Source organism: Gemmatimonadota bacterium (genome assembly GCA_030747075.1).
Classification (GTDB): Bacteria; ARS69; ARS69; order ARS69; family ARS69; genus ARS69.
This window is the reverse complement of the sequence record JASLLL010000001.1, coordinates 43055-67106: the sequence shown is the minus strand read 5'-3', so window position 1 is coordinate 67106 and position 24052 is coordinate 43055. Positions and strand designations below refer to the sequence as shown.

General features: G+C 63.3%; 14 protein-coding genes. 7 read left to right on the top strand and 7 right to left on the bottom strand.

All coding sequences use genetic code 11. The features are described from left to right. The first annotated feature begins 2 nt into the window (after positions 1–2). Both QF819_00210 and QF819_00205 read left to right on the top strand, forming a co-directional pair. A complete protein-coding gene (locus QF819_00210) occupies positions 3–764 on the top strand; it encodes a ceramidase domain-containing protein (protein ID MDP6801586.1) in 762 nt (253 codons plus the stop codon). Positions 765–1020: 256 nt separating this feature from the next. Next, positions 1021–1761: a hypothetical protein gene (locus QF819_00205; GenBank protein ID MDP6801585.1), complete on the top strand. Its 741-nt coding sequence runs from the start codon at positions 1021–1023 to the stop codon at positions 1759–1761. 64 nt (positions 1762–1825) lie between these two features. On the opposite strand, the gene QF819_00200 is transcribed toward QF819_00205, so the two are convergent. From QF819_00200 to QF819_00190, 3 genes are read right to left on the bottom strand one after another with little or no spacing between them, the layout of a single operon-like run. After that, on the bottom strand, positions 1826–2665 hold the full coding sequence (locus QF819_00200) for an ABC transporter permease subunit (protein ID MDP6801584.1): 840 nt from the start codon (positions 2663–2665) through the stop codon (positions 1826–1828). Further along, positions 2662–3555 (bottom strand): sugar ABC transporter permease, encoded by an 894-nt coding sequence (locus QF819_00195; GenBank protein ID MDP6801583.1) that lies wholly within the window; start codon positions 3553–3555, stop codon positions 2662–2664. The genes QF819_00200 and QF819_00195 overlap by 4 nt, the downstream gene beginning before the upstream one ends. A 22-nt stretch (positions 3556–3577) precedes the next feature. Next, the gene (locus QF819_00190) at positions 3578–4831 is read right to left on the bottom strand and encodes an extracellular solute-binding protein (protein ID MDP6801582.1); all 1254 of its coding nucleotides are present in this window, start codon (positions 4829–4831) and stop codon (positions 3578–3580) included. Between the two features lie 252 nt (positions 4832–5083). Here QF819_00190 and QF819_00185 point away from each other — a divergent pair, with 252 nt between their 5' ends. Then, a complete protein-coding gene (locus QF819_00185) occupies positions 5084–7087 on the top strand; it encodes an Ig-like domain-containing protein (GenBank protein ID MDP6801581.1) in 2004 nt (667 codons plus the stop codon). Between the two features lie 11 nt (positions 7088–7098). Then, on the top strand, positions 7099–8028 hold the full coding sequence (locus tag QF819_00180; GenBank protein ID MDP6801580.1) for a T9SS type A sorting domain-containing protein: 930 nt from the start codon (positions 7099–7101) through the stop codon (positions 8026–8028). 57 nt (positions 8029–8085) lie between these two features. Here the strand turns inward: QF819_00180 and QF819_00175 are convergent, their stop codons facing one another. The 4 genes from QF819_00175 to dnaK form a co-directional block, all read right to left on the bottom strand. After that, complete coding sequence (locus QF819_00175; protein MDP6801579.1) at positions 8086–11967, bottom strand: FlgD immunoglobulin-like domain containing protein; 3882 nt, start codon at positions 11965–11967, stop codon at positions 8086–8088. Positions 11968–12088: 121 nt separating this feature from the next. Further along, positions 12089–15034: an alpha-amylase family glycosyl hydrolase gene (locus tag QF819_00170; protein ID MDP6801578.1), complete on the bottom strand. Its 2946-nt coding sequence runs from the start codon at positions 15032–15034 to the stop codon at positions 12089–12091. Positions 15035–15286: 252 nt separating this feature from the next. Continuing rightward, on the bottom strand, positions 15287–17347 hold the full coding sequence (locus QF819_00165; GenBank protein ID MDP6801577.1) for a FlgD immunoglobulin-like domain containing protein: 2061 nt from the start codon (positions 17345–17347) through the stop codon (positions 15287–15289). Between the two features lie 173 nt (positions 17348–17520). Beyond that, the gene (gene dnaK / locus QF819_00160; protein ID MDP6801576.1) at positions 17521–19437 is read right to left on the bottom strand and encodes a molecular chaperone DnaK; all 1917 of its coding nucleotides are present in this window, start codon (positions 19435–19437) and stop codon (positions 17521–17523) included. Between the two features lie 414 nt (positions 19438–19851). Here dnaK and QF819_00155 point away from each other — a divergent pair, with 414 nt between their 5' ends. From QF819_00155 to QF819_00145, 3 genes are read left to right on the top strand one after another with little or no spacing between them, the layout of a single operon-like run. Then, positions 19852–21603 (top strand): CRTAC1 family protein, encoded by a 1752-nt coding sequence (locus QF819_00155; protein MDP6801575.1) that lies wholly within the window; start codon positions 19852–19854, stop codon positions 21601–21603. Continuing rightward, positions 21600–23819, top strand: a complete 2220-nt coding sequence (locus tag QF819_00150; protein MDP6801574.1) for a radical SAM protein — start codon at positions 21600–21602, stop codon at positions 23817–23819. Before QF819_00155 ends, QF819_00150 begins: the two co-directional genes overlap by 4 nt. Next, positions 23816–23995 carry a hypothetical protein gene (locus tag QF819_00145; protein ID MDP6801573.1) on the top strand — a complete coding sequence of 60 codons (180 nt, stop codon included), beginning with the start codon at positions 23816–23818 and terminating at the stop codon, positions 23993–23995. The genes QF819_00150 and QF819_00145 overlap by 4 nt, the downstream gene beginning before the upstream one ends. The last annotated feature ends 57 nt before the right edge of the window (positions 23996–24052 follow it).

Here is a 24052-nt window from a genome sequence, read left to right as displayed (position 1 = left end):
GCGTGTCGGTGGCGGCATTCACATGGCGGCACGGCGTGCTGGTGCTCCTGTGCTTCGGGACACTGGCGGGCGTGCTGAGCGTGGATCCCATCCCGCAGGATCCCGGCTATCATGCTTTTGCCGACGCGCGGTCGTGGTGCGGCATTCCGAACTTCTGCGATGTCGTCTCAAATCTGCCGTTTCTCCTTGTCGGGCTTTTGGGGTCTCGCTTCTGTCGTCGGATGAACCCGAGGGCTTCGCGCCCGGCATGGATCGTTCTCTTTGCGGGAGTGGCGACGGTCAGCGTCGGTTCAGCCTTTTACCACTGGAACCCCACGAGCGAAACACTGGTCTGGGACCGCCTGCCGATGACTGTCGCGTTCATGGGGTTGTTTGTCGCACTCTTGACGGAGTATGCAGGCTGGCGGGCGGCGGCCCTTCTGGTTCCCGCCGTCGTGCTGGGCGTGGCGTCGGTGGGGTACTGGCACATGACCGACGACCTTCGTCCCTATTGCTGGGTGCAACTGGCACCGCTCATGACGATTCCGGCCGTCATGCTGCTCTTCCGGAAAGATGCGCCGCACCAGTGGCTTCTTCTCCTGGCGCTGGGGTTCTATGCATCCGCAAAGGCGATGGAGGTGTACGACGAAGAGGTGTTCCGCATCTCGCAGAACTTCATCAGCGGGCACACGGCGAAGCACCTGCTGGCGGCGGCCGCCTGCTACAGCGTCCTGTCCATGTTGCGAAAGCAAGGCACCCCCGACCCGGGTAGAGTGCGCGACTGAACCGCGGCGGCACCGGACTCCTGTCGCTCTTTGTGGCTGCCGGGAGAGCGAGGTCAGCGCTTTGCCGATCCTTGCGGATTCATGCGGATCTCGCGAGCGTGTACAGGCACTCTCGTAGACGCACACCTATTGTGGTTGAACTGGACCGCGCCATTGCCGATGCTGGTATGCAGTATCGACCGTGACGAGACAGGAGCGTCAATCCGGCCTCGTCGTTGCGCGTTCTTTGACTCGCCAAGCCTCGGAGTTCCGCATCATGAAAAAGACCCTGACCGTGTTGACCGTCTGCGCCCTCGCCTCCGTGTTCGTCGCGTCCGCCTCGGCAGGTCCATGGTATGCGCGTGGAGATTATTATTGCGCGCCCGGGTGCTGGGGTGCGGATGGCGGCAACGAACTCTTCGACGACGGCCTTCACGGGGACGGCGCCGCGGGGGACGGCGTCTACGGGTGCGACACATCTCCCGACCAGAATCCCGGCCGCTATGATTTCAAGATCGCGCTGGGCGACTGGTCGTCGTCCTTCCCGGGAAGCAACCAGTGGGTCCATGTCTCCGGGGCGGCAGACATCATCCACTTCTCGCTGGACACCAATTCCCATGGCGACGGATGGATTCCGGATCAGAACATCGTGTGGAACTCCCACTTCGCCCCCGCGGGAACTGCGTTCGAGGTCGTGGGTGGTCCGCCCGAGATCGGCGCTTGGGGATCCGGGCTGGCCGGTGTGCTGAACGGAGACATCTGGTCCGTGACGGTACCGATTGCGGCGACCGGGACGCATGAGAGCAAGTGGCGTGCGGTCGGAAGCTGGGATGTGCAGAACATTGGGGGGGACGGCGGCGCGTCCGCGGGAGGCAACCTGACCTTCGAGGTCACGACAGCCGGAACGCCTGTGCTCTTCGAGTTCAATCAGGCGACAGGGCGGAGCCGCGTCACAGTGGATCCTCCGGTCTCCGTTGACGATGCCTCCTGGGGCAGCGTGAAGGGAACCTACAAGTAGATTACGGAACTTGCTGTCGGGTGGGGGCCGCGTTCGCGACGGTCTCCGCCCGGTAGCTCGCCACTCAGTCTTTGACCCCGCCGAGCGTGAGTCCCCCCACAAGAAACCGGTTCAGTGCCAGGAACACCGCGACGGCCGGAATCGAAACCAGCACAGCACCGGCCGAGTAGTTCGCCCACTCCGTCTGAAAAGTCCCGGCCAGGCCCTCAAGTCCCAGTGGCAGCGTGTACCACTCCTTCGAGGAGAGGATGACGCGTGCGACCATGAACTCGCTCCAGGCGGCCATGAATGAGAAGAGTGCGGTGATTGCGAGCGCGGGGGCGGCTAGCGGAAGAAGCACGCGCAGAAACGCGCCGACGCGGGAAGCCCCGTCCACGAACGCGGCCTCCTCCAGGTCGATCGGGATCGAGTCGAAGTAGCCCTTCATGGTCCAGACGCAGAAGGGGAGCGCCGTGGCGGTGTACGCGACCGCGAGCCCCGGGAGCGAATCGGTGAGGCCGATTCGACGCATCAGCATGTAGAGCGGCAGGAGGAGCATGGTGGCCGGGAACATCTGCGTCACCAGGAAGGCCGACATGCCGATGCCTCGCCCGGGAAACCGGAACCGGCTGAATGCGTAGCCCGCGCTGGAGGCCAGCGACACCCCCAGCACGGTCACGAAGAATGCGACGACAAAGGAATTCCGGAACCAGAGCGGAAACGGTTTCTCGAAGAGGATGGCACGGTACGCGTCGAATGTGGCGTCTTCCGGGAAAGGCCGGAGTGAGGTGGAGTAGAGTCGATCTCCGGGCCGGAGCGAGGTGCCCACCACCTGCACCACAGGATAGATCGTGACGATCGTAATCATCGTCATGAGCGTGTACAGGACAACCCTCCGAAAGACCGTTCCCGTGCGGGATCTCACGATGCGCTCTCCGTGGCCTTCGTCTGCTTCGCGTAGATGAGCACGATGCCGAGCAGTATGAAGAAGATCACCACGCTGAAGGCCGCCGCATAGCCGTAGCGATAGTAGGTGAACGCGGCCTTGTAAACATGGGACACGAGAATGTGTGTCTTGTCGGCGGGTTCGCCGTGGTTGGTCACGAGCCAGATGACATTGAGGTTGTTGAAGGTCCAGATCGTGCCAAGAAGCACCGCCGGAATCAAAACGGGCCGCAGGAGTGGAAGTGTGATTCGGCGGAGTCGAGCGAATCGCCCCGCCCCGTCGATGTGAGCGGCTTCGTAGACATCCTTCGAAATCGACTGAAGCCCGCCCAGCGCGACGACCATCATGAAGGGAAAGCCGAGCCAGACATTTGTGGCGACCGCGGCCAGGAAGGCGGACTGCTCCGATGCGAACCACGGAACGGCGGAGAGATGCAGCACCCGCGTCAGGAGGAGGTTCACGAGGCCATAGTCGTAGTTGAACATTCCGCGCCATGTCAGTGCCGTGATGAACTGCGGCATTGCCCATGGAAGGATGAGGAGCGCGCGGAAGATCCCCCGTCCGCGCATCTCCCGGTTCAGAAGAAGCGCGAGACCGACACCGATGGTCACATGGAAGAAGAGGTTCACCACGGTCCACGCCAGGGTCTTTGCGAAGACGCGGTACATGTCCGACTCGGCGAGGATGGACCGGTAATGTTCGAGGCCGATAAACTCAGGATCGAAGAGGTGGTACAGGTTCATGTTCGTGGTGGAGAGCGCAAAGTTGTACAGGAACGGATAGACCACAACAGCGAACATCACAGCGAAGGACGGCGCGAGGAAGAGAAACGGAAGGCCGTGGCGACGAAGAGAGTTGGGCAGTCTCACGGAGTAACCCAAGGGGCAGCGGTCACCGATCCATCTCCGCGATCTTCTTCAGCGCGTCCTCCTGCATGGCCTGCGCGGCCTCTGCGGGTTCCAACTCGCGATTCATGACATTCTGGAAGCCGGGGCGCATGGCGTCCCAGACGGCGCGCATCCCGGGGACGACGGGCATGCGTCTTCCGGCAAGCGCCTGCTCCAGCGATGCGGACAGAATGGGGTCGTCGCGCAGCGTCGGATCCTGAAGCGCGGATGCGAGGCTCGGGAGGATTCCCAGCCGCTGCGTGCGGTCGCGCTGTGCCTTGTCGGAAACGAGGAAGCGAATGAGGTCCAGTGCCGCGCCACGCCTGGCTTCCGGACAGGATCGTGCAATGGAATACCCGCGATGCGAAATCATCGGTGCGGGAAGCAATCCGGTTTCGGAGACGCGAGGAAGCAACGCAAGCCGGATGCTCACCCCCGCGTCACGATAGCCGGACCATGCCCAGGGTCCGTTGATGATCATGGCGGCCCGGCCTTCCTTGAAGAGCATGTCGGCGAGTTCGTAGTCGCAGTCGGCCGGCAACACCTGATGCGTGTGACGCAGATCGCGAAGGAATGCCAGCGCGTCGGCCATGGCGGGGGAGTCCAGCGTGGGGTGAGCGTTGTCGTCCATGACCCACCCGCCGAATCCGGCGAGCCACGGCACCAGCCAGAACGGCTCCTTCGACTCAAAGACCAGACCGTATCGGTCCAGCGTGCCGTCTCCGTCGAAGTCTGTCGTGTGTTGCTTCGCCATGCGGATGAGCTCGTCCGTGTTCTTCGGCGGTGTCGGGACGAGATCCGTATTGCATACAAGCGTGAGGTGGTTGCCGAACTGGTCGGGGATGTCCCAGACATGACCGGCGAGCGTGTCGAGTGCCATCGGGGCGAACCGCGCCAGGAAGTCCTCGCCGAACAGGTCGTCCATGGGCAGGATGGAGCGTGCGGCGGAAAAGGGGCCCACCTGGTCGGAAGGGCCGTACACGATGTCTGGACCGCCCCCGCCGATGACCGCAGTCAGGAACTGGCTTCGGACATCCTCCACGCCGAAGTGCGTGACTTCCACCGCAATGCCCGGGTGTTCCGCCTCGAAGGTGGTGATCTGCGTGGCGAGGAGTTCTCGCTCCGGAGGGTCCATCATCTCCCAGAGCGTGAGCGTCGCGGAGTCATCGGGACGATCTCCGCGACCGCAGGAGGTGACGGAAAGCAGCGAGAGTGCGAACAAGACACACAAAACAAGAGGGTCGGGAAGAATTCGCAAGAAGACTCCACAGTTCACATAAAATGGACAAAGGCGTGCGCAACGAACTGACGAAAAACCGTCTGAGACGCGGATTATGGGCGGATCGCCCCGCACGGTCAATGTCGTCCGCTTTTCGAGGATCCACGAGTGGGCTCCGGTTTGTGAAGCACAGCGCTCTTCTGGTACGATGAGTGTCGACATCTTCGCGGATCTCCAGCCACTCCCTGGGGACCCACTCTTCGACCCGATGATTCCAAGGAGTCGAGACCCATGAATGCGTACCGCCATGCGCGGTTGGCCCTCTGGATTTCCGTCTTGTTTGTCTCGACCGCCCTGACTCTGGATGTCCGGGCTGCCGGTTTCGGCACCCCGGCCGTCGATGGTATGGTGGACGCGGTCTATGGTGGGCCCGAGGCGACCGACCCCGTGGACGCACCGCAGGGGAATGCCCCGATGGATCTGGGCGACCTCTTCGTGTGCAACGACAACGCGTATTGGTACTTTCTCTTCACCGTGCACGAGGACATCGCGTCCGCGAACTGGGGCAAGTACCTTCTCCTGATCGACACCACGAACGACTCCACGGGTGCCACATCAGACCCGTGGGGCCGTAGCGTTGTGGTGGACGATGCGCACCTTGTCGAGTATTCGGCCCGCACATGGCTGGACAACCCGCCTTACGGCGCAAGCGACACGCAATTCTGGGAGTGGACCGGCGCGGCGTGGAGTGGGGTCGGCGCGGTGGACGGTGCGGCGCTGTCCGCCGGGTCGCCTTCGGGGATCGAATGGAAGATCTCCCGATCAAGGCTGGGGGATCCCGCGGAGATCTGGGTGGAGGTGGCGTCTACCGGTGGCGGCATGACCGATCCCGCGCAGGATACGGCAAATGACCCGCCGGATGACTGGAACGCCGTCAACTGGGCGGACACTTCCTTCGTGATGTGTTCGACTCATGTTCCGCTGCAGACCGGCTCGGATACGATCCCGCCGACGGTACTTTCCGCCCGTGTTCCGGACGGCGCGCCGACTTCGCTCGTGGTCTCCTTCAGCGAAGCGCTGGATGCCGTGACGGCGGAAGATGCGGCGAACTACGCACTGAGTGGTGGCGTCACGGTATCCGGTGCGGCGCTCACCGGAGACTCCACCGGGGTCACGCTGGCACTGGACGCGGCGTTTGGCTTCGGGAGTTGCGAGAGCGTGACCGTTTCGGGCGTGAAGGATCTGGCGAACAACACGGTTGTGGAAGATGGCTCTGGTAATGTCGCGTCGTTCATGAGATTCCGGCTGCATGTGCGCGGCCATATGAGCCAGTACCTGGTGTCGTTCTCGAGCCCGCCGGACACCTTCGCGATCGAAGGGGGAGTGGCGCCTCTGTCGTGGAGTCCCACCTGCGACCACCTTCTTCTGGATGCGGACGGGGACAGTGTCTATACAGCGGATGTGGACTTTTCGATGGACTGCGTGACTCCGGTGGATTTGGAATACAAGTTCACGCACAACTGCGCTACCTGGGAGTCGATCGGAAACCACTTCTACACGATCGATCCGGCCACGGGGACCGACACACTGGACATCTGGTGGAACGACGAAGCCCCGGTGGACTTTACCGGAGTCGACATCGATGTGCTGTTCTTCGTCCAGTCGCCCAATGGAGATCCGCCGTTCGGGGCGGCAGACACGCTGGCGATCAACGGAAGCGCTCTGCCGCTGACATGGACTGTGCCGTCCACGACGCTCTTTGCGGATGACGGTGTCCTTCCCGACAGTGTCGCCGGGGACGGGGTGTTCTCGCGGCGACTCACATTTCCCGCCGGGACATTGAAGAGTGTCGAGTTCAAGTATCTGCTGGGTGGCGTCTACGAATGCGATCCGGGACCGAACAGAAATGTGTTTCTCGATGACTCCATATTCTCAACCGAGAACCCGATCATCCTGCCCGTTCACTACTTTGGAGACTGTACGGGCGTGACAGGCGCCGACATTCCCGCATCAGCGCGGGGTAACTTCCTGTCGAAGGGATGTCCGAATCCCTCGCGTGGATCGGTGCAGATCGATTATGGTGTGGCACGGGAAGGCGATGTTCGTCTGTCCGTGTTTGATGTACGCGGGCGTCGCGTGAGCGTGCTCGTGGATGGACAGAGGCCCCGGGGCGCGTCCCGGGTGATCTGGAACGGTACGGACGGGTTCGGACGCAGGCTTCCCGCCGGACTCTACTTCTACCGGATTGAGATGGACGGCTTCTGCGAAACGCGGAAGATCGTCCTCATCCCCTGAGGAGACCCACGATGACCCCAAGACGAAACACATCCCGCCTCTTTGGACTCCTGACGGCGTCGATCTGCGTCCTTGTGGCGCCCGCCGCAGACGCGTCCATGAACTACGACTATGTGATCGACTACAGCCAGAGCACGGTGACGATCACGGCTCTTGGATCAAGCTTCGAGGCGAACATGCAGGGGACCTTCGAGTTCAGCGTCGACCCGTCGCTGGTGGCCGGTGCAGTGGACACGATTCGCGCGCTGAACTCCGCCGTGGACGATATCAACATGGGACTGGCCTCGCTCAAGAATGTCACGATTGTGAGCCTTCTCGGTGACCCGGCCAATGGGCTGGTTGAAGACGCGGTGCCCAACGACGGATTTGTGGAACTGAACCAGTACCTGCCGATCATTGTGGACTATGTGTACGACCCACTCTTCGGAGCGTCCGTCGCGTACACGGATACCATGCTCACCTGCGTGGGCGTGGGGCCGGTGTGTACGGATTCGGCCGGCACCAGCGCGTCCAGCTTGAATACGAACACCTTCGACTTCACGCTTCACTCCAGCGAAACGATTCCGGCCGCGGACAGTCCCACCGGAACTGAGATTACGCTCACAATGGATGTCTTGGGACATGGAACGCCGAATGTGTCTTCCACCATGCCGACCGACGGGGCAGCCACCCGTTCGCTGTCGGTCTGGCCCAACCCGGCGGGCGGAGATGTGTCGATTCGCTTCGGCATGAACCGCACGGATGTCGAGGCGATCGATGTCGTGGATGTTCGCGGACGGCGCGTGGCGCTTCTGGGAACGGGTTCGTCGGCGGACGATTCGCATACGATCCAATGGAATGGCATCGGCCTCACCGGAGAGCGCGTCCTGTCCGGTGTGTACTTCGTGCGTGTGCGTGATGCGCAGGGCATCGTCGCACGCCGCGTGGTCATGCTTCGATAACGCCGAAGCAGTCTGAGTGTTGAGGGCCGGCAGGGGAGACCCGGCCGGCCCCTTCCGTTACCTGAGAAGCACCAACTTCTTCGTGGAGTGTCCGCCGGGTGCGGAGAGTTTTGCGAAGAAGACTCCCGCGGCCAGGTGGGACCCGGAAGCGTCCGTGCCGTCCCACACTACTGTATGGGCACCCGCATTCGCCGGGCCGTTGTGCAATACGCGGACGGACCGACCGCCGACATCGAAGACCTCCAGGCGGGCCACCTCCCCGGGACGGGTGTCTCCGGGCAGCGCGAAGGTGACACGCGTTGTGGGCGAGAACGGGTTGGGGACCACGGAAGAGATGATCGGTTGTGTGACCGCGGTCGGAAGTGCGGCAACGCCGACGGCGGGCGGTGTCGCATCGGGGACGCCGTCTCCATCGGCATCCACGGTGAACGAGATCCACCGGTCGATCGTCGGAAGCGTCGCCGTGGCGTTGTCGGGGGCGGAGTCGCCGCCAAGCTCGCCGGAGGGATCCGGGTCCCAGCAGATGGACGCGACCATTGCAAGTCCGGCCCCGGGCGGTACGGCACCGACTCCCATTCCGTAGAGCACATCCCACGGGATCGCGAGCTCGCTTCCTCCCTGATCGCCGTGGGAGTGCATGGAGTCGAACGCGGTCATGACGGAGGACGACAGATCCGTGGTCGTGGTGTCGGTGTCGATTCGCCAGAAGTTGTCGCCGTCGTACGCACTCTGATGCTGATAGCATCCGTACTGGAAGTCGGCCCGGAAGCCGCCCGTGAAAACGGTGCCGCGTTCCCAGGTGTTGATGGCGGACAGGTCGGCGGAACCGTTGGGTCCACCGGGGTCCGCGTCCAGGTACAGAAGCCACGAGTTGCCGGACACCTTCCCGAGCACGCCGAGATACACGAAGGCCGAATCCCAGGTGACATGGAGTGCGTTGATGTCGTTCGTGTCTCCGGGGGCGGGCGTTGTCCAGCCGGAATCCCAGAAGTCGTCGACGACCAAGGTGGAGGGCGTCCACTCCGCCGCATCGAACTCCCCGTCGATGGTGATGAGGGTGGGGGGTTGGATCGCGACGGGGACATCGCCCGTATGGTCGAGCGGGTCGTTTCCGATTCCGGAACCGTCAAAGACCGTGGCGGCGGCCATCAGGAGTTCCGCGGAACCGCCCAGTGCTTCCAGCGCGGCGGCGGTGGTGGTGTCAAGCGTGATGTCGATCCGGTCGGAGTCCGCAGTATTCAGGACGACGCACCCGGGTGAGAGTGCCACCTCCGCGACGCCGTCGTTGTCTGCGTCGATGCCGAATCCGGTCACAGAGACCGTGGCATGGGCGACTGTCTCATCAAATGAGATCGTCAACTTGTCCGGGTTCGGGTAGTAGGACGCAGAGATGGCGGCGGGCGGGAAGGTGTCCGTGAGTCCGGCGGCGAGCGCGTCCAGTTCCGCCAGCGCTCCGGAAGAGTCGGGCGTGGTGGTCTCTCCCGCAAAGAGGTAGATGCGGAACTTGCGGGGTCCCCGCAGTTCATCACCCTCCAGGAGCGTGGAGCTGAACTGGAAGTTGTGCGTGGCCCCCGCGGACCCCACGACGACGGCACCGGTCGCCCCGGTGTTCGGGTTGCGATGACCGAACCACGACCCGGACGGCGCGGGAGACCAGATCCTCTCGGTGCGAGCGTTCCACGCGAGGTCCACCAGGTCGGGGCTGAACGCGTTCTTCACATAGACATTGTCCGAGGCGGCCAGGTAGGCGATATCAAGATACTTGTCGCCGAGAGTGAGGGAGACGGTCTTCGTTACGCTGGGGTGCGCCAACTCAAGGGACACGGTGGAACCGGCCCCTTGCACAATCTGAAACGCGTAGGGTTCATGCTCACGGTCAACTCCAGATACGGAGACATCGGAGAGGCACGCGATGTGGTTCCCCTCATTGTAGTCGCCCTCGGTGCTTGACCAGTAGACATTGCAGTTCCCCGCGACGGAGTACTCGTAGTCGGCGAGGGTCGGACCCTTCGCGAAGATCCAGGCGGCGCGTCCACCCGCCGGTTCAAAGACAGCCATGACGCGGTCGTTGTAGATGACGGCCTCCGTCTGGCCATCCATGTCGATGTCCTCCAGGTAAGCCCCGGTGGTGGTGGCGTAGAGGCCATCGGCCCAGCGTGCCGCTTCGGCATAGGCGTTCGCGTTGTGAATGTGGTTGGAGTAGCGATAGATCCATCCGGATATCTGGCCGTCGTCGTGCCAGCCCGTCTCGTGGAGATTGGTCATCATGACATACCATGCGGACTCGGAGAGGCTGTTCTGCGGGACGCCCATGATCTTGGTATAGGTGTTGTTCCAGATGGTCCCGTAGTCCCAGACCGGGGAGTGCTGATCCCACTGGTGCTGTGGGTCCGCGTAGGCGGCCCAGTCCGTGTACCATGAGTTGCACGCGCCGCCGTATCCACCGAATCCTCCCAGAAGCCCGTAGGTTCCATTCTGAATGATGGGCCCGGACACGCCGGAGATGAAGGCGGGCTCGTGGATGGCATCGGAGATCTTCCAGGCGGACACGGTCCCGCTGTTGAGCGAACACTGTCTCAAGACCTGTATGTAGTTGTTGAGCGCATCCATGTTCGACGCACCCTGGCTCACCTCGGCGACCATTTCCCAGTCATTGCCGTAGACGAGAAGTTCATCGGAGGACAGCGTGATGATTGTGTTCCATGCCGTGCCCCAGTCCCAGTTCAGGTCGCCGACGAAGGTGTTGTCGATCGGAATGACCTTGAGGCCGTTCGGAAGCACGAGGATGTGTCGATCGTTCAGCGCATCGTCGTAGTAGGCGCCGTGGATGTAGTCATCGAGGATGACGGCCTCTACTCCGTGCGGGAGCCAGTTGTCGGAGATGGTGGCGTCGACGACTCCGCAGGATGCGTCGGTACCGTTGCCGTCGGTGTCCGGGCTTTCTACCCAGACGCGTTCGGGAACCCACGCGACGGTGCTGTTCGTTCCGTATCTCCAGTCGGTCATGTTCTTCTCGACATGGACGGACCAGTCGTTCATCTCGTCTCGCACGAAGGGCATCATGTGCTGCGCATAGGCGGAGGTCACCATGTCGGCCCATCCAGCGGCAACACCGGCGACCAGCGAATCGTTGAACGCCGGGTTGTGCCACTCGGCGGAGGCCTGAAGCGTGGAGGCCAGATGGAAACACCCCGGGATCGAGTAGAAGCTGTGCGCCTCCAGGACTTCGTCAAACCCGTCGTCGGGATTGTTGACATCACCCGGAGAGGTGGAGGCTTCGCCGCGCTCCCCCAGAAACACACTGGACCAGGTAAGACCCTGATTCCCGTGCTGAACGAAGGAGACATTCTTCGCGCCAACGCGGGAGTTCGCAGCAGTGACGATCGTGTCCTGCAGTCGCCCGTCGGAGAGCGTCACTGCGGCAATCCGGAACGAGTCGGCGGCAGGAAGAAAAGACGGGGCGGCGACCGACGCTTCCACCATGTCCGCATCGGGCGTGATGGCGGCAAGTGCGGGAAGAGACGATGCGCGCAGTTCACCCGCAACGGAGGAACGGACGCGAGCATCACCCGGCCCTCCGGATACACGGAGCGCGAAGTCCCACGCGAAGGGTGCGCGTGCATCGTCGGTGCCCGGGAGTTCGTGGGAGCCTCCGGCCCGGCAGTCCACGAGGAAGACGACATCGGCGCTCGGTTCATGCAGGAGATTCATGACGCCCGCTCGAAAGATGAGCTGGTTTCCGACACGCACAAAGCGGAGCGACATGAGGTCGCCCGCGGATCCCGGGAAGGCGGTGTCGTATACCGGGTCCAGCGCACGAATGGGGTGCGAGTCCCAGGCGTCCGCGTCGCCGAGCGCGTGCGGGGAGAGCGCGGCGCCGGGCGCTGTCGGGACAAGTGCGAACAGAGCGAGAACTGCGGCCGCAGATCGGAAGCGCATGGGGCGGGTCTCCTCAGTGTGGATGTCCATTCTCAGTCGATGGGGGCCGCGCGAAGGGCACCGTTCCACCCCGGATCATCAGTGCGTCACCTCCCAGTATATCAATGCACTTGCGGACGATTCAAGGCGACGCGGGAGTCCGGAGGATCACAGCGGAGACCGCGTCCAGCGGGAGGGCAAGCGTGCCATCGGAGGCCACGGCATCGGCTCCCCCTTCCAGCGCGCTCCGAAAGGCGGCATCCGGCTCGCAGGGAAGACCGTGGAGGGGAACGGAGGCGCTGGCCGCACGGTCGGACGCATTCATGGCGATGATGAACAACTCGCTCTCGTCGAACCTGGCGAAGGCGTGGACGCCGCCCTCGGCGAAGAGAGTCTTGTATTCGCCGGAGGTGAAGGCCGCATGTGTCCGTCGAAGTCGGATCAGTTCACGGTATCGGTCGTGGACGGCGACGCGTTCCGGTTCGTCGCGCCAGGTCCAGCGGAACGGGCGGCGACAGTCCGGGTCGGCGCCTCCGGTCATAGCGATTTCGTCTCCGTAGTAGATGTGCGGCGACCCGACATAGGTCATCTGGAAGAGCGCTGTCAGAAGAAGTCGGCGGATGTCACCGCCGATCGCCGTGAGATGCCGGGGCGTGTCGTGGCTGTCCACGAGGTTCATCATCACCCGCACCGCTTGCTCCGGGTACGCCATGCGTCCGGATGCAAGGTCCGCGTCAAACCGCTTCGCGTCGATCTCTCCCTTGCCGAGGAACCCGACGGCCGGATCCTTGAAGTACCGGTAGTTCATGGTGGCATCGAAGCACTCCGGCGAAACCCAGTCCCCTGCATCTCCCCAGATCTCGCCGACGAGATACGCATCCGGCTTGATGCGCTTGACCTCCGCGCGGAAGAGTTTCCAGATCCAGAAGGGAACCTCGTTCGGAACATCAAGGCGGAAGCCGTCCACATCCAGATCGGTCAGCCAGTAACGCGCGGACTCCAGAACATTGTCGATGACCGGTTGGTTGACCTCTGCATCGGCGATGTCCCCAATGTTGTTCTCGGCGGCATTCGGGCGCGAGAGATCGAAGTTGAGTTCCGGGAGCGACCCGAACCCCCACCAGCAGGCGTAGTACGCGTCCATTCGTTCGCCCTCGGGAATCCGATCGGGGAGCGGCCAGCGCTTCCATTCGTACCAGTCCCAGTATGCGGACTCGGGCCCCTTCTCCATGGTGTCGCGGAAGGCATAGTGGCAATCGCCCGTGTGGTTGATGACCCAGTCCGCCACAATCCGAATGCCGCGCGCGTGCGCTTCGTCCACGAAGGCGCGGAAGGTGGCTTCGTCGCCGAAGTGCGGGTCCACGCCCCGGTAGTCGCAGGCGTCGTACTTGTGGTTGGACTCTGCCGGAAAGAGCGGGTTGAAGTAGATCACCGAGATCCCGAGATCCTCCAGATAGTCCAGATTCTGCCGAACCCCTTCGATGTCGCCGCCGTAGAAGGAGAAGTAGTCGGGCCGTCCGTCTGTCCGGTAGGGGCTCTTTGCGAGTCCGGCGGTGTCGTACCAGTCCTCGGTAGCGTGGTAGTAGACTTCGTTCGTGCTTCCGCTTCGCGGGAGCGTTGTCTTTCCGTCGTACCAGGGTTCCTGGAAGTCGGGATCGTTGGACGGGTCTCCGTTTGCGAATCGTTCGGGGAAGATCTGGTAGATCACGCCGTCCCGGATCCAGTCGGGCGTGTCGAAGAGCGTGATGGTGTCCGCGGAGAAGGTGAATCCCGGTCCGCGCTCCGCTTCCGGGGCGAAGCCGCCCGGAGTCAGCGCGACGTGTGCGTCGCCGTCCCGGTAGACGAAGTGATACTCGAAAGCGTCGGCGCCCTCCGGAATGACCAGGTCTCCGCGAAAGAACTCATGCGTGGCGTCGCGCCCGGCGTTTGCCATCGGCGTTCGCGTCTCGACTCCCGCCGGGAATGCCACAAGGTCGATTCCCTCCACATCCCCGGCGAAGGCGCGGGCGGTGATGACGGCGGTTTCCTCCGAGGCGCGGTTCACCTCGCGGAGTGTCTGGCGATGGACAATGCCCTCGGTCAGGATCAACCCGTCCCCGCGCCGGAGAGTGACCTCTTCGTGCCGCGCATCCACCTCGATGATCGAGTTCTGTCCTCCGAAGCCGTCGTCGCTGAACGCGTCGGCCGATTCATCGGTGATCCAGTTTCCATCGACGACGAACTTGTACTGATGGCGGCCCGGCGGGAGGAGGAGCGTGGTTGTCCAGAGGCCGTCTCCGTCGTCGTCCGACATGGGGGTCTTGCCGACAGCCCAGTCGTTGAATGTTCCGGCCAGGTACATCTCGCCGGGTGCGGAGGGAGGCTCGCACGAAAAGAGCACCCGTCGCGGCCCCATCCCCGCAGGCCGGGCAGCCGCTTCGCCCACATGCACGACGGAGTTCGTCCCGCCCAACCCGTCGTCGGTAAACGACTCGGCGGCGGTATCGGTGATCCAGTTCCCGTCGACGACGAACTTGTACCGGTGCTCTCCGGGAGGGAGGGGAAGCGTGGCGGTGTAGACGCCGTCGCCGTCGTCGTCGGCCATCTCCGTCGCGGAAGCGTTCCAGTCGTTGAAGGAACCGGCCAGCATTACATGCTCCACTCCGGAGATGAGAGGCTGGTAGCGGAATGAGGTGTTGATGGCGTCCCCGTCGGGTGCGGAACCGGCGCTCGTCGCGTTCACGAACGCACCCTGCGCATCGGACTCCCCGACCACCACCACGGAACTTCTTCCCCCGAACGCGTTCCGCACGGATTCGGCCGCGTCGGAATCCTCCAGCCACTCTCCATCCACCACGAATAGGTACTCGTACCGACCGGGCGGAAGGTCTGCGGTTGCTTCCCACTGCCCGTCGCCATCCTCATCGGCCATCGGGAGGCCCGACGGGTTCCAGTGGTTGAAATCGCCCGCCACGAACATGCTTTGCACGGATGCGTCCGGGCGGAATCGAAATCCCACGGGCTCGGCGGTCGCGGCTTCCCCGAGGGCGCCAGTGAGGACAAGGGGGATGGCAAGCACCGGAAGGAGACGGAGAACGCGATCACGCATGGTCGGTCACCTCGGGATCAGGGTCGCGGGAGGGCACCGCGGGTGCGGGGACTCCCGAGGGCGGATGATAGCGCATGGGAGGGGAAAGCGCCCCGCGGGGATCCGGTTTGATACCGGCCCGGCGGGGCGCGTCTTGCGGGGAGGAATCAGTCGAGAACGACGACCTTCCCGGCCGCGCGGGTCTCCCCGTCATCCCATCGCACGAAGTAGACACCGGCGGACACGGGTTGCCGGGCTGGAGCGAAGCCCGCCCTATTTCAGCAGCACCATCTTCCGAGAATCCTCCACGCCCTCCGCCTGAAGTCTTGCGAAGTAGACGCCCGCAGCGAGCTTTCGGCCGTCAGAGTCCCGTCCGTTCCAGAGGATTTCGAACTCACCCGGGGGCAGGGTCTTCTGCACGAGCGTGCGAACGCGTCGGCCGGTGATGTCATACACCGCGAGTGAGGCAGCCACCTCCCGGGACCCTGCGATCTCGAAGCGAATCGTGGTCGCCGGCCGGAACGGGTTCGGCGTGTTGTCGGTGATGCGCGTTCCGTGAATGCTGTGGTGGTTCGGCAGAGCGACGGGGTCGTTGACACCGGTCTGGTTGACGATGTCCTCCGCATAGCGCGGCGTCAGCCGATGGCCGGAAAGATACGGCATGCTGGTGTCTTCCTGCCAGAGAATCCCCGTAATGGAGAAGGGTTCCACGGGCGCACCCAGTTCATCCCAGGAGGTGTCCCCGTCGATGAAGAGGTCGCACGGGCCGGATCCGTCGTCCACGGTCACGACGGTGCTGGTGTCCGCGGCGGGCCAGCTGCCGGAGACGGTGGAGACATTGCGGAGAACGGCGAGTTGCCCTTCGTAGAGTTCGCCGCCCGCAGCGAGGCTTGCCGTGGAGAGTTCCACCGGAGTGGGGGAGGTTGCGCCGGAGTTTTGGATCTGGACGGACGAGGGGATGATGACGGTCTGCCCCTGGTAGGTGTTCACGAATCCGGAGACGAGGACATTGTCTCCGAGAGCGACCGGCGTTGTCTGTGCGCCGACCTCCCAGACCTGAACGCCCCCGGTATCGTCCTGGAGGTAGAAGAGATTGTCCGTTGTGTCGAGCGTGTCTGTATCCACGGTGACGATTCCCTGCACCATCACATTCTGGAACCACATGACGGGAAGCCCGTTTGCGTCGTCCTCGTTGACCTGCGCCAACGGCGTGGTGAACGAAGATGTGGACGACACCCAGATGGGGCTGGTCCACGCGCGATCGCCGTCCGCCTGGGAGACGCGCACGACATAGGAGAACTCACCGGGGCCGGGTGTGTCGTAAGTGTTCCATGTGTACGACGGCGAGCCGCCGGTACCCGTGGACTTCACAAGAATCCCGTTCCGGAAGAGGTTGATGCTGCTGACGGGGTTGGTGGCCGAAACCACGACCTCCACCTGAAGACTGTCCGCGGCGGACCCGTATTCCGACCCCATCCAGTTTCCGTCCATGCGGAACTCCACCGAGATGCGGTCGGTCACCGGATCCACTTCCATGGCGTAGGTGCGTCGGTTCGCCAGCGCCTGGAGGATGTCCGCCTTCGTGAGTGCCGGCGCCCAGATTCCCGTGAGCGGTATGTTGCCGACATTGTTGACCTGATCACCCCACTCGCCCTGGTGATTGTCCTGATTTCCGAGTGCGCCGACATGCCAGCCTTTGGACAGGCAGTCGAAGTACTCCGGCTCGTAGGCGGAACTGCGTTTCCCGTTCAGCACCTCAATGAACTGAACGCCCATGTCTCCGGTCGTGCTGTAGGTGAAGTCCTGGAACCGTGCCCAGATCCCGGCGCCACCGGTGCTGTACGGGTGATTGAATGTCCCTACAAGCGGCGCCCCCGAGGTGGCGTCGGTGCGGGTGGCTATCCAGGAGTAGGTGCCGAGCAGGTTGTACCGATAGTCCGTGCCGTTATCGTACTGCGGGATGAGAGAGATGGAGTCGTAGATGTTCATGTGCCCGAAGGCCCCGGACGCGCTCGTTGAAAGGCTGCCGTGCTCCTGCGCGGCGATCGCGACGAAGACTCCGTTTTGCGTGTAGGTGGTGGCGTCGGTTCGGAGCGTGTTGTATTCGTAGGTGGACATGTAGTGCGTGTGATCCGTCAGCGCCAGCACATCGATTCCCGCCGTGTCGCGAGCGTACTGGAACGCCTCCGCAGGCGTCCCGGACCCGGCCGCGTCGTCGGAGAGGCTGCAGTGGCTGTGGAAGTTCCCATAGTACAGCGTGTACTGGGCGTTGGCCTGGGCGGCAGCAGCAAGAAGAGCCGCGATGAGCAACGGGCGCACAACTCGGGAAGTCATCAGGGAGTTCTCCTTCCGCCGCCTCGTGGCGTGATGCGGATCCGGGGTGCTGGGGGAGATGATCTGCGAACAGTATAGCAGGGTTGGCGGCCAGGCGAAACCGGCGCACACCCGCGCAGGAGGGCCGGACACCGCAAGGCATCCGGCCCCGTGTCACTCTTGCGCGAAAGAGGCTACTTCTTTTCCTCGTCCACGACTTCGTAGTCCGCGTCGATCGGTTCGCCGTCTGCGGACGCGGGTTCTTCCGCCTGCGGCCCACCCTCCGCCTGCTCCGCCCCGGCGGCATCCGAGGCCTGTGCATACAGCTTGCCGGCTTCCTCGTGCCATGCCTTCTGCAGCGTTTCGGTCGCGTCCTTCATCGCGGTCGTGTCCTCGGTGGTGAGCGCCTGCTTCACCGCCTCGGTGGCATCCGTGATGCGCTTCTTCGCTGCGTCGTCCATCTTGTCCGCCAGTTCGGCCATCTGCTTCTCCGTCTGGTAGACGGCCTGATCCGCCGCATTGCGAACATCCACCTTCTCGCGCGTCTCGCTGTCCTCCGAGGCGTGCGTTTCCGCGTCCTGGACCATCTTGTCGATCTCGGATTCGGAGAGCCCGCTCGACGCCTCGATCTTGATCGACTGCTCCTTGCTGGTGGCCTTGTCCACCGCGGAGACTTCCATGATGCCGTTCGCGTCGATGTTGAAGGTCACTTCGATCTGCGGCACACCGCGCGGTGCGGGCGGGATGCCGGCGAGCTTGAACTTGCCGATCGTCCGGTTGTGCACGGCCATCTCGCGCTCGCCCTGGAGCACATGAATCTCCACTTCCGGCTGACTGTCGGATGCCGTGGAGAAGACCTGGCTCTTGCGTGTCGGGATGGTCGTGTTGCGGTCGATGAGTTTCGTGCAGACACCACCGAGCGTCTCGATGCCGAGCGAGAGCGGCGTCACATCCAGAAGCAGAACATCCTTCCGCTCACCCGAGAGAACTCCGCCCTGGATGGCTGCGCCGACCGCGACCACCTCGTCCGGGTTCACGCCGTGATGCGGTTCCTTGCCGAAGATCTCCTTCACGATCTCCCGGACGCGGGGGATGCGCGTGGAGCCTCCGACGAGCACGATCTCGTCGATGTCCGACGGCGACATGGATGCATCGGAGAGTGCCCCCAGGCACGGGTCCTTCAGCCGCTCGAAGAGGGCGTCCGTGATGCGTTCGAAAGCCGCACGCCCGAGCTTGATGTTCAGGTGCTTCGGGCCGGTGTTGTCCGCCGTGACGAAGGGAAGGTTCACATCCGTCTCGGGGACGGTCGAGAGTTCGCACTTCGCTTTCTCGGCGGCCTCCTTCAGGCGCTGGAGTGCCATCGGGTCCTTGCGAAGGTCGATGCCGGGGTTCTCCTTCATGAACTCTTCAGCGAGCCAGTCGATGATGGCCTGGTCCCAGTCGTCTCCGCCGAGATGCGTGTCCCCGTTGGTGGACTTCACCTCAAAGACGCTGTCGGCAAGTTCCAGAATGGAGATGTCAAAGGTCCCGCCGCCCAGATCGAAGACAGCGATCTTCTCGTTGGTCTTCTTGTCGAGGCCGTAGGAGAGCGCTGCGGCAGTGGGTTCGTTGATGATGCGCTTGACTTCGAGGCCGGCGATCTTTCCGGCGTCCTTGGTGGCCTGTCGCTGGGAGTCGTTGAAGTACGCAGGCACAGTGATCACGGCTTCCGTGACTTCCTGCCCCAGGTACTCCTCCGCGACGCGCTTCATTCGCTGAAGCGTCATGGCACTGATCTCCGGCGGCGAGTAGGTCTTCCCGCCAATCTCGACACGCGCGTCACCGTTCCCGCCCTTGACGACCTTGAAGGGCACTTCGGTGATCTCGGTGCCGACCTCGTCGTAGCGTCGGCCCATGAAGCGTTTGATGGAATAGACGGTGTTGGTCGGGTTGGTGACGGCCTGCCGCTTGGCGACTTCGCCGACAAGGCGTTCGTCGCCGTCGGTGAAGGCCGCGACCGACGGTGTGGTGCGGTTGCCCTGGTCGTTTGCGATGACGACGGGATCCCCGCCTTCGAGGACCGCGACGCACGAGTTGGTGGTGCCGAGGTCGATACCGATGATCTTGCCCATGAGATTCCCTCCGGTTGGACAGGTAGGGTGACGGAATATGTCGGCGGAGGACCTCGCAAGGGTCGTGCCGAAAGGGGAAGAGGGCGGCAGGTGTCCGGTAAGATACGAACAGGCCACGAGTTACGGTAGCGGCCAGGCGTGGTGGGCTGCGCGAAGGATCGGGTGCCGGACAGCGAGTCGGGCACGACGCTGCCAGAATGGCAGGCTTGTGGCGGGGCTGGCAGTGTCGGAAGTGCCGTCTCCGGGCCACCCACACTCTTCGCAACACCGGTGGAAAATGGCCTGAGGCCGCCTCTCACCGCACAACCACCCCCTGCTGCCCGGCACTTTGTTGACCCCGCTTCCCGCGTCGGATACGGTGCCGGGCGAAGGCCCCACGGGTGGTTTCCGCCCACACACAAACGGGATCGAGACATGTCAGCCTGCATTTCCCCCCCACTTCCGGAGCGCCTGTCCCGGGTCGTGCCGCTTCTTCTCTTCGCGTTTCTACCCTTTCGTCCCGTCGCGGCCCAGCCGGTCTTTGTGGACCGCGCGGTGGAGGCTGGCCTCACCGTTCCAAACCTGTGCGGGGGGGACCGAATGTTCATCCCCGAGAGCAACGGGTGTGGAGCCGCCTGGCTGGACTACGACGGGGACGGAGATCTCGACATCTACATGGTCAACGGAAACGGGATTGAGGCGATAGACGGTGGCGCACGGCTTCGCTACCTCCCGGACGCGGCAAACCGCCTCTATCGGAACGACGGCGACTGGCGCTTCACCGATGTGACGGAGAAGGCGGGAGTCGGTGACCGCGGATGGGGGAACGGGTGTGCGGTCGGCGACATCGACAACGACGGCGACCCGGACCTCTATGTGGCGAATCTCGGTCAGGACGCATTCTATGTAAATCAGGGCGACGGAACCTTCGCCTCCGAGGGAGTTCCGCGCGGAGCCGCCAGCGATCGCTGGAGCGCGCGCGCGGCGTTTGGCGACATCGACAACGACGGCGACCTGGATCTCTTCGTGGCATCGTATGTCGTGTTCGATCCCCTGAACCCGCCCGCGGGCGGCGAGCCTCTCATGATCGAGGGGGTCGCGGTCATGTGGGGTCCGGAAGCCGAAAACCCCGGCATCAACATCGGAGAGGCCAACGCGCTTTTCGTAAACGACGGGACCGGTCACTTCACCGAATCCGCCAAGGCACGCGGCCTGCTCCTTGAGAAGCCGCTCTGCTCCTATGGCGCGGTCTTTTGTGATGTAGACGAGGACGGTTGGCTGGATCTTCTCGTCGCGAATGATGCGCAGGCGAACAACCTCTTCATGAATCGGGGCGGCGGGCACTTTGCCGAAGAGGGAGAGGCACGCGGATTCGCGCGCGGAGCGAACGGTCGGTTTCAGGCGGGGATGGGAATCGCCGTTTCGGACATCGACGACGACGGCGACCCGGATCTCTATGTCACCAACTTCGACACCGAACCGAACAACCTCTACATCAACGACGGCCACGGGTTCTTCACCGACGAAGGGGCTGCCGCCGGGTTGCACGAACCTGTGATCGACCGACTCGGCTGGGGATGCGCCTTCCTGGATGTGGAGTTCGATGGCGATCTCGATCTCTTTGTCGCGAACGGCCATGTTTACCCGGACGGACCCGCGATCGGTCTGTCTCCCTGGGAGATGCCGGACCAGTTCTTCTTGAACGAGACCTTCCCCGGGGAGCCGCCGCACTTCCGGGAAGTTCTCTTCGATCCGGCGGGTCCGATGGCGGTCTTGAAGTCCAGTCGCGGCGTTGCGGTCGCCGATGCGGATGAGGACGGGGATCTCGATCTACTCATCGTCGACATGGATTCCCGACCGCGACTTCTTGAGAACCGTACGCGTGCACAGGGGCACTGGATTGCCGTTCTCCCCAAGGGCACGAAGAGCAACCGCGACTCCTACGGCGCACGGGTTCGCGTGACGGCGGGTGGCCGGACACGCACGGCGTGGGTTCTGCCGAATCAGGGCATCTACTCGTCCCACGACCCGCGCACGCGCTTTGGCCTTGGCGGGACGGCGTGGGTGGATCGCGTGGAAGTGCGCTGGCCCTCCGGCAGCGTGGCGGTTGTTGAAGGCGTGCCCGTGGATCGAGTTCTCACCATTGTCGAACCTTCTCCCGCCTTCGAGACCCGGGGCACCCGATGAACAGCATGCGTACGCTTCTTCTCTTTCCGCCCCAGGCGCACTTCACGCAGCCTTACCTCGCGCTCCCCACATTGGCCGCCTACCTGCGACAGGAAGGCTTCCCTGACACCCATGTCATGGACGCGAACATCGAGGCCTGCCACTACTTTCTTTCCCGGTCGCGATTGTCTCAGTCGCTCGATCGCATTCGCATGTCCGGGCGTCTCCGCCAGCTGGAGTCGCGCGCCCACCTCGGTTACGCGGAGATGTCCGCGTACCGGAGCTTCACGCAGGCGGAAGTCGCCGGCGACTGGGTCGTGGAGGAGATCGAAGACGCGAAGGCGGCCCTGCGCGACCCCGATCGCTTCTACGACTACGAGGAGTACACGCGGGCTGCGCGCTGTATCGAGCATGGACTGGCGCTCGTGAGTGCGGAACATCACCCCACCTCTTTTACGCCGCACGGATTCTCCATGCGCCACTCGGTGCAGCGAACAGACGACCTCCTGGCAGGGGCCGCAGACGCGGAAGGGAATCCATTCATCGAGTTCTTCCGCGAAGTCACGATGCCTCAGATTCGCGCACTCAACCCGGACCTCGTCGGGATCTCGCTTACCTTTGCAAGCCAGGCGATTCCCGCGCTCACGCTTGCGGCCATGCTGAAGGAGTGGAAGCCGGAAGTGCATGTCTCGGTGGGGGGCGGACTGGTTGCCTACCTGGGCGAGAAACTCGCGAAGCGCCCCGATGTGTTCGATCTCCTTGACACGCTCGTCGTCCTGGAGGGGGAGCGGCCGTTCTCGCAAATCGCCGAAGCGATCGCCACCTGCGCCACCATTGAGAACATCCCGAACATCATCTTCCGCAACCCTGACGGCGAAGTCTGTTCGAACCCGCGCATCGAACCGCTTCCCATCGATTCACTCCCGACGCCGGACTTCGAGGGGATGCCGCTGGACCTGTACTTCTCGCCGGAGTTCATCATTCCGCTGGCGATCACACGAGGGTGCTACTGGGGCAAGTGCGTGTTCTGCACGCTTCATGAAGTGATCGGCCCCGGCTATCGGGGTCGCTCGATCGAAAAGACGGTGGAGGACATCGCTTTCCTCAAGGAGCGCTGGGGGTCCCGGCACTTCTACTTCCCCATCGAAGACCTCCCGCCGAGCATGGTGCGCCGTCTTCCCGAAGCGCTTCTGGAGGCGAATCTCGATATCGACTGGTGGTGCGACGCCAAGCTCGAACCGGAGGTGTTCACCCCGGAGGTCTGCGCGCAACTTGCCGAGGCCGGGTGTCGCCGCCTGGCTTTCGGATACGAATCCGCGAGCCGCCGCGTTCTCGATCTCATGTGCAAGGGGTCGGATCCGGAGCTTGGCATGGAGGTCATCCGTCGAGTCCATGATGCAGGCATCTCCGTCACTCTCTATGTCATGGTCGGGTTCCCCACCGAGACGGAAGAGGAAGCGCAACTCACGCTGAACACGCTGGTGGAGAACAGCCGCTATTTCGAAGAGGTCAGCCTTCGCGTGTTCTATCTCGACTACAAGTCCGAGGTGTTTCGCCGACCGAAGGACTTTGACATCGCCGAGGTGTTCCCAGAAGAGAGCACGGATCTCCAGATCTACCACGACTTCCGAACCGGCAGCGGAATGGACCGCGCGCGTGCGCGCCGGATGTACATGGAGATGCTGCGCCGCCTCAAGAGCCACCTGCCGGTCTTTCAGAATCGGAATGTTCTCTATCACGAACTGAAGTCCCACTACTTCCTTTACCTCGTGAAGGCGGGAAGCGTCGACGCGCTGATGGAGGGGGCGTTCCGGGAGCGGTCGGCGCCCGGCGGCCTTCCGGATCGTCCCTCGGCAGCGGCAGGGCTTCGCGTTCTTCCCATTCGTTTCGATCGCGATGAAGTGGACACCGCATTGGAGGCGGCCACCGATGGACTGACGCTGCCGCGCTACCAGTTCGACCTGATCAGCGGCGAAGTGCTGGAGACGCTGGACCGGACGGTTTCACCGATCGCTCCGTCGAAGGCGGTACTCGTGCTGGATCCGCGTTCCGGCGAAGTGGCGTGTCTGTCGCCGGAAGGGGCGGAACTGCTGGCGTCGTGTCGCGGTGACCGCACCACTCAGGAAGTTCTTCAGGGCCTGGACCCCGCGATCCGTGCGGACGCGGGCAGTTTTCTGAAAGCGCTGGCGGCCGAAGGCCTCATACTGGAGGCGGCCAGAGAAAGGAGTCACGCATGACCGAGAAAGAGAAGCACTCCCGACAGGAAGTTCCCGAAGAGAGAGAAGACGGCGTTCGTACACCCGAAGACGGCGCGGCAAAGGGCACACTCAAGAAGGGGCCGAAGCCGGCTTTTCGATTCAGCAAGCTCGACGGGCGTGACTCGCTAAAGTACGAGGATGTCGCGGACAAGTAAGCGGGGGCGGTCGGTTTCCCTTTGCGACGGCCCGAAATGCTACAATCGGAACACATC

Excerpts from the sequence above, each read along its gene's own strand:
- QF819_00205 (MDP6801585.1), top strand. The coding sequence starts at position 1,021 with ATGAAAAAGACCCTGACCGTGTTGACCGTCTGCGCCCTCGCCTCCGTG.
- QF819_00175 (MDP6801579.1), bottom strand. The coding sequence starts at position 11,967 with ATGCGCTTCCGATCTGCGGCCGCAGTTCTCGCTCTGTTCGCACTTGTC.
- QF819_00185 (MDP6801581.1), top strand. The coding sequence starts at position 5,084 with ATGAATGCGTACCGCCATGCGCGGTTGGCCCTCTGGATTTCCGTCTTG.
- QF819_00165 (MDP6801577.1), bottom strand. The coding sequence starts at position 17,347 with ATGACTTCCCGAGTTGTGCGCCCGTTGCTCATCGCGGCTCTTCTTGCT.
- QF819_00180 (MDP6801580.1), top strand. The coding sequence starts at position 7,099 with ATGACCCCAAGACGAAACACATCCCGCCTCTTTGGACTCCTGACGGCG.
- QF819_00145 (MDP6801573.1), top strand. The coding sequence starts at position 23,816 with ATGACCGAGAAAGAGAAGCACTCCCGACAGGAAGTTCCCGAAGAGAGA.
- QF819_00155 (MDP6801575.1), top strand. The coding sequence starts at position 19,852 with ATGTCAGCCTGCATTTCCCCCCCACTTCCGGAGCGCCTGTCCCGGGTC.
- QF819_00150 (MDP6801574.1), top strand. The coding sequence starts at position 21,600 with ATGAACAGCATGCGTACGCTTCTTCTCTTTCCGCCCCAGGCGCACTTC.
- QF819_00170 (MDP6801578.1), bottom strand. The coding sequence starts at position 15,034 with ATGCGTGATCGCGTTCTCCGTCTCCTTCCGGTGCTTGCCATCCCCCTT.
- dnaK (MDP6801576.1), bottom strand. The coding sequence starts at position 19,437 with ATGGGCAAGATCATCGGTATCGACCTCGGCACCACCAACTCGTGCGTC.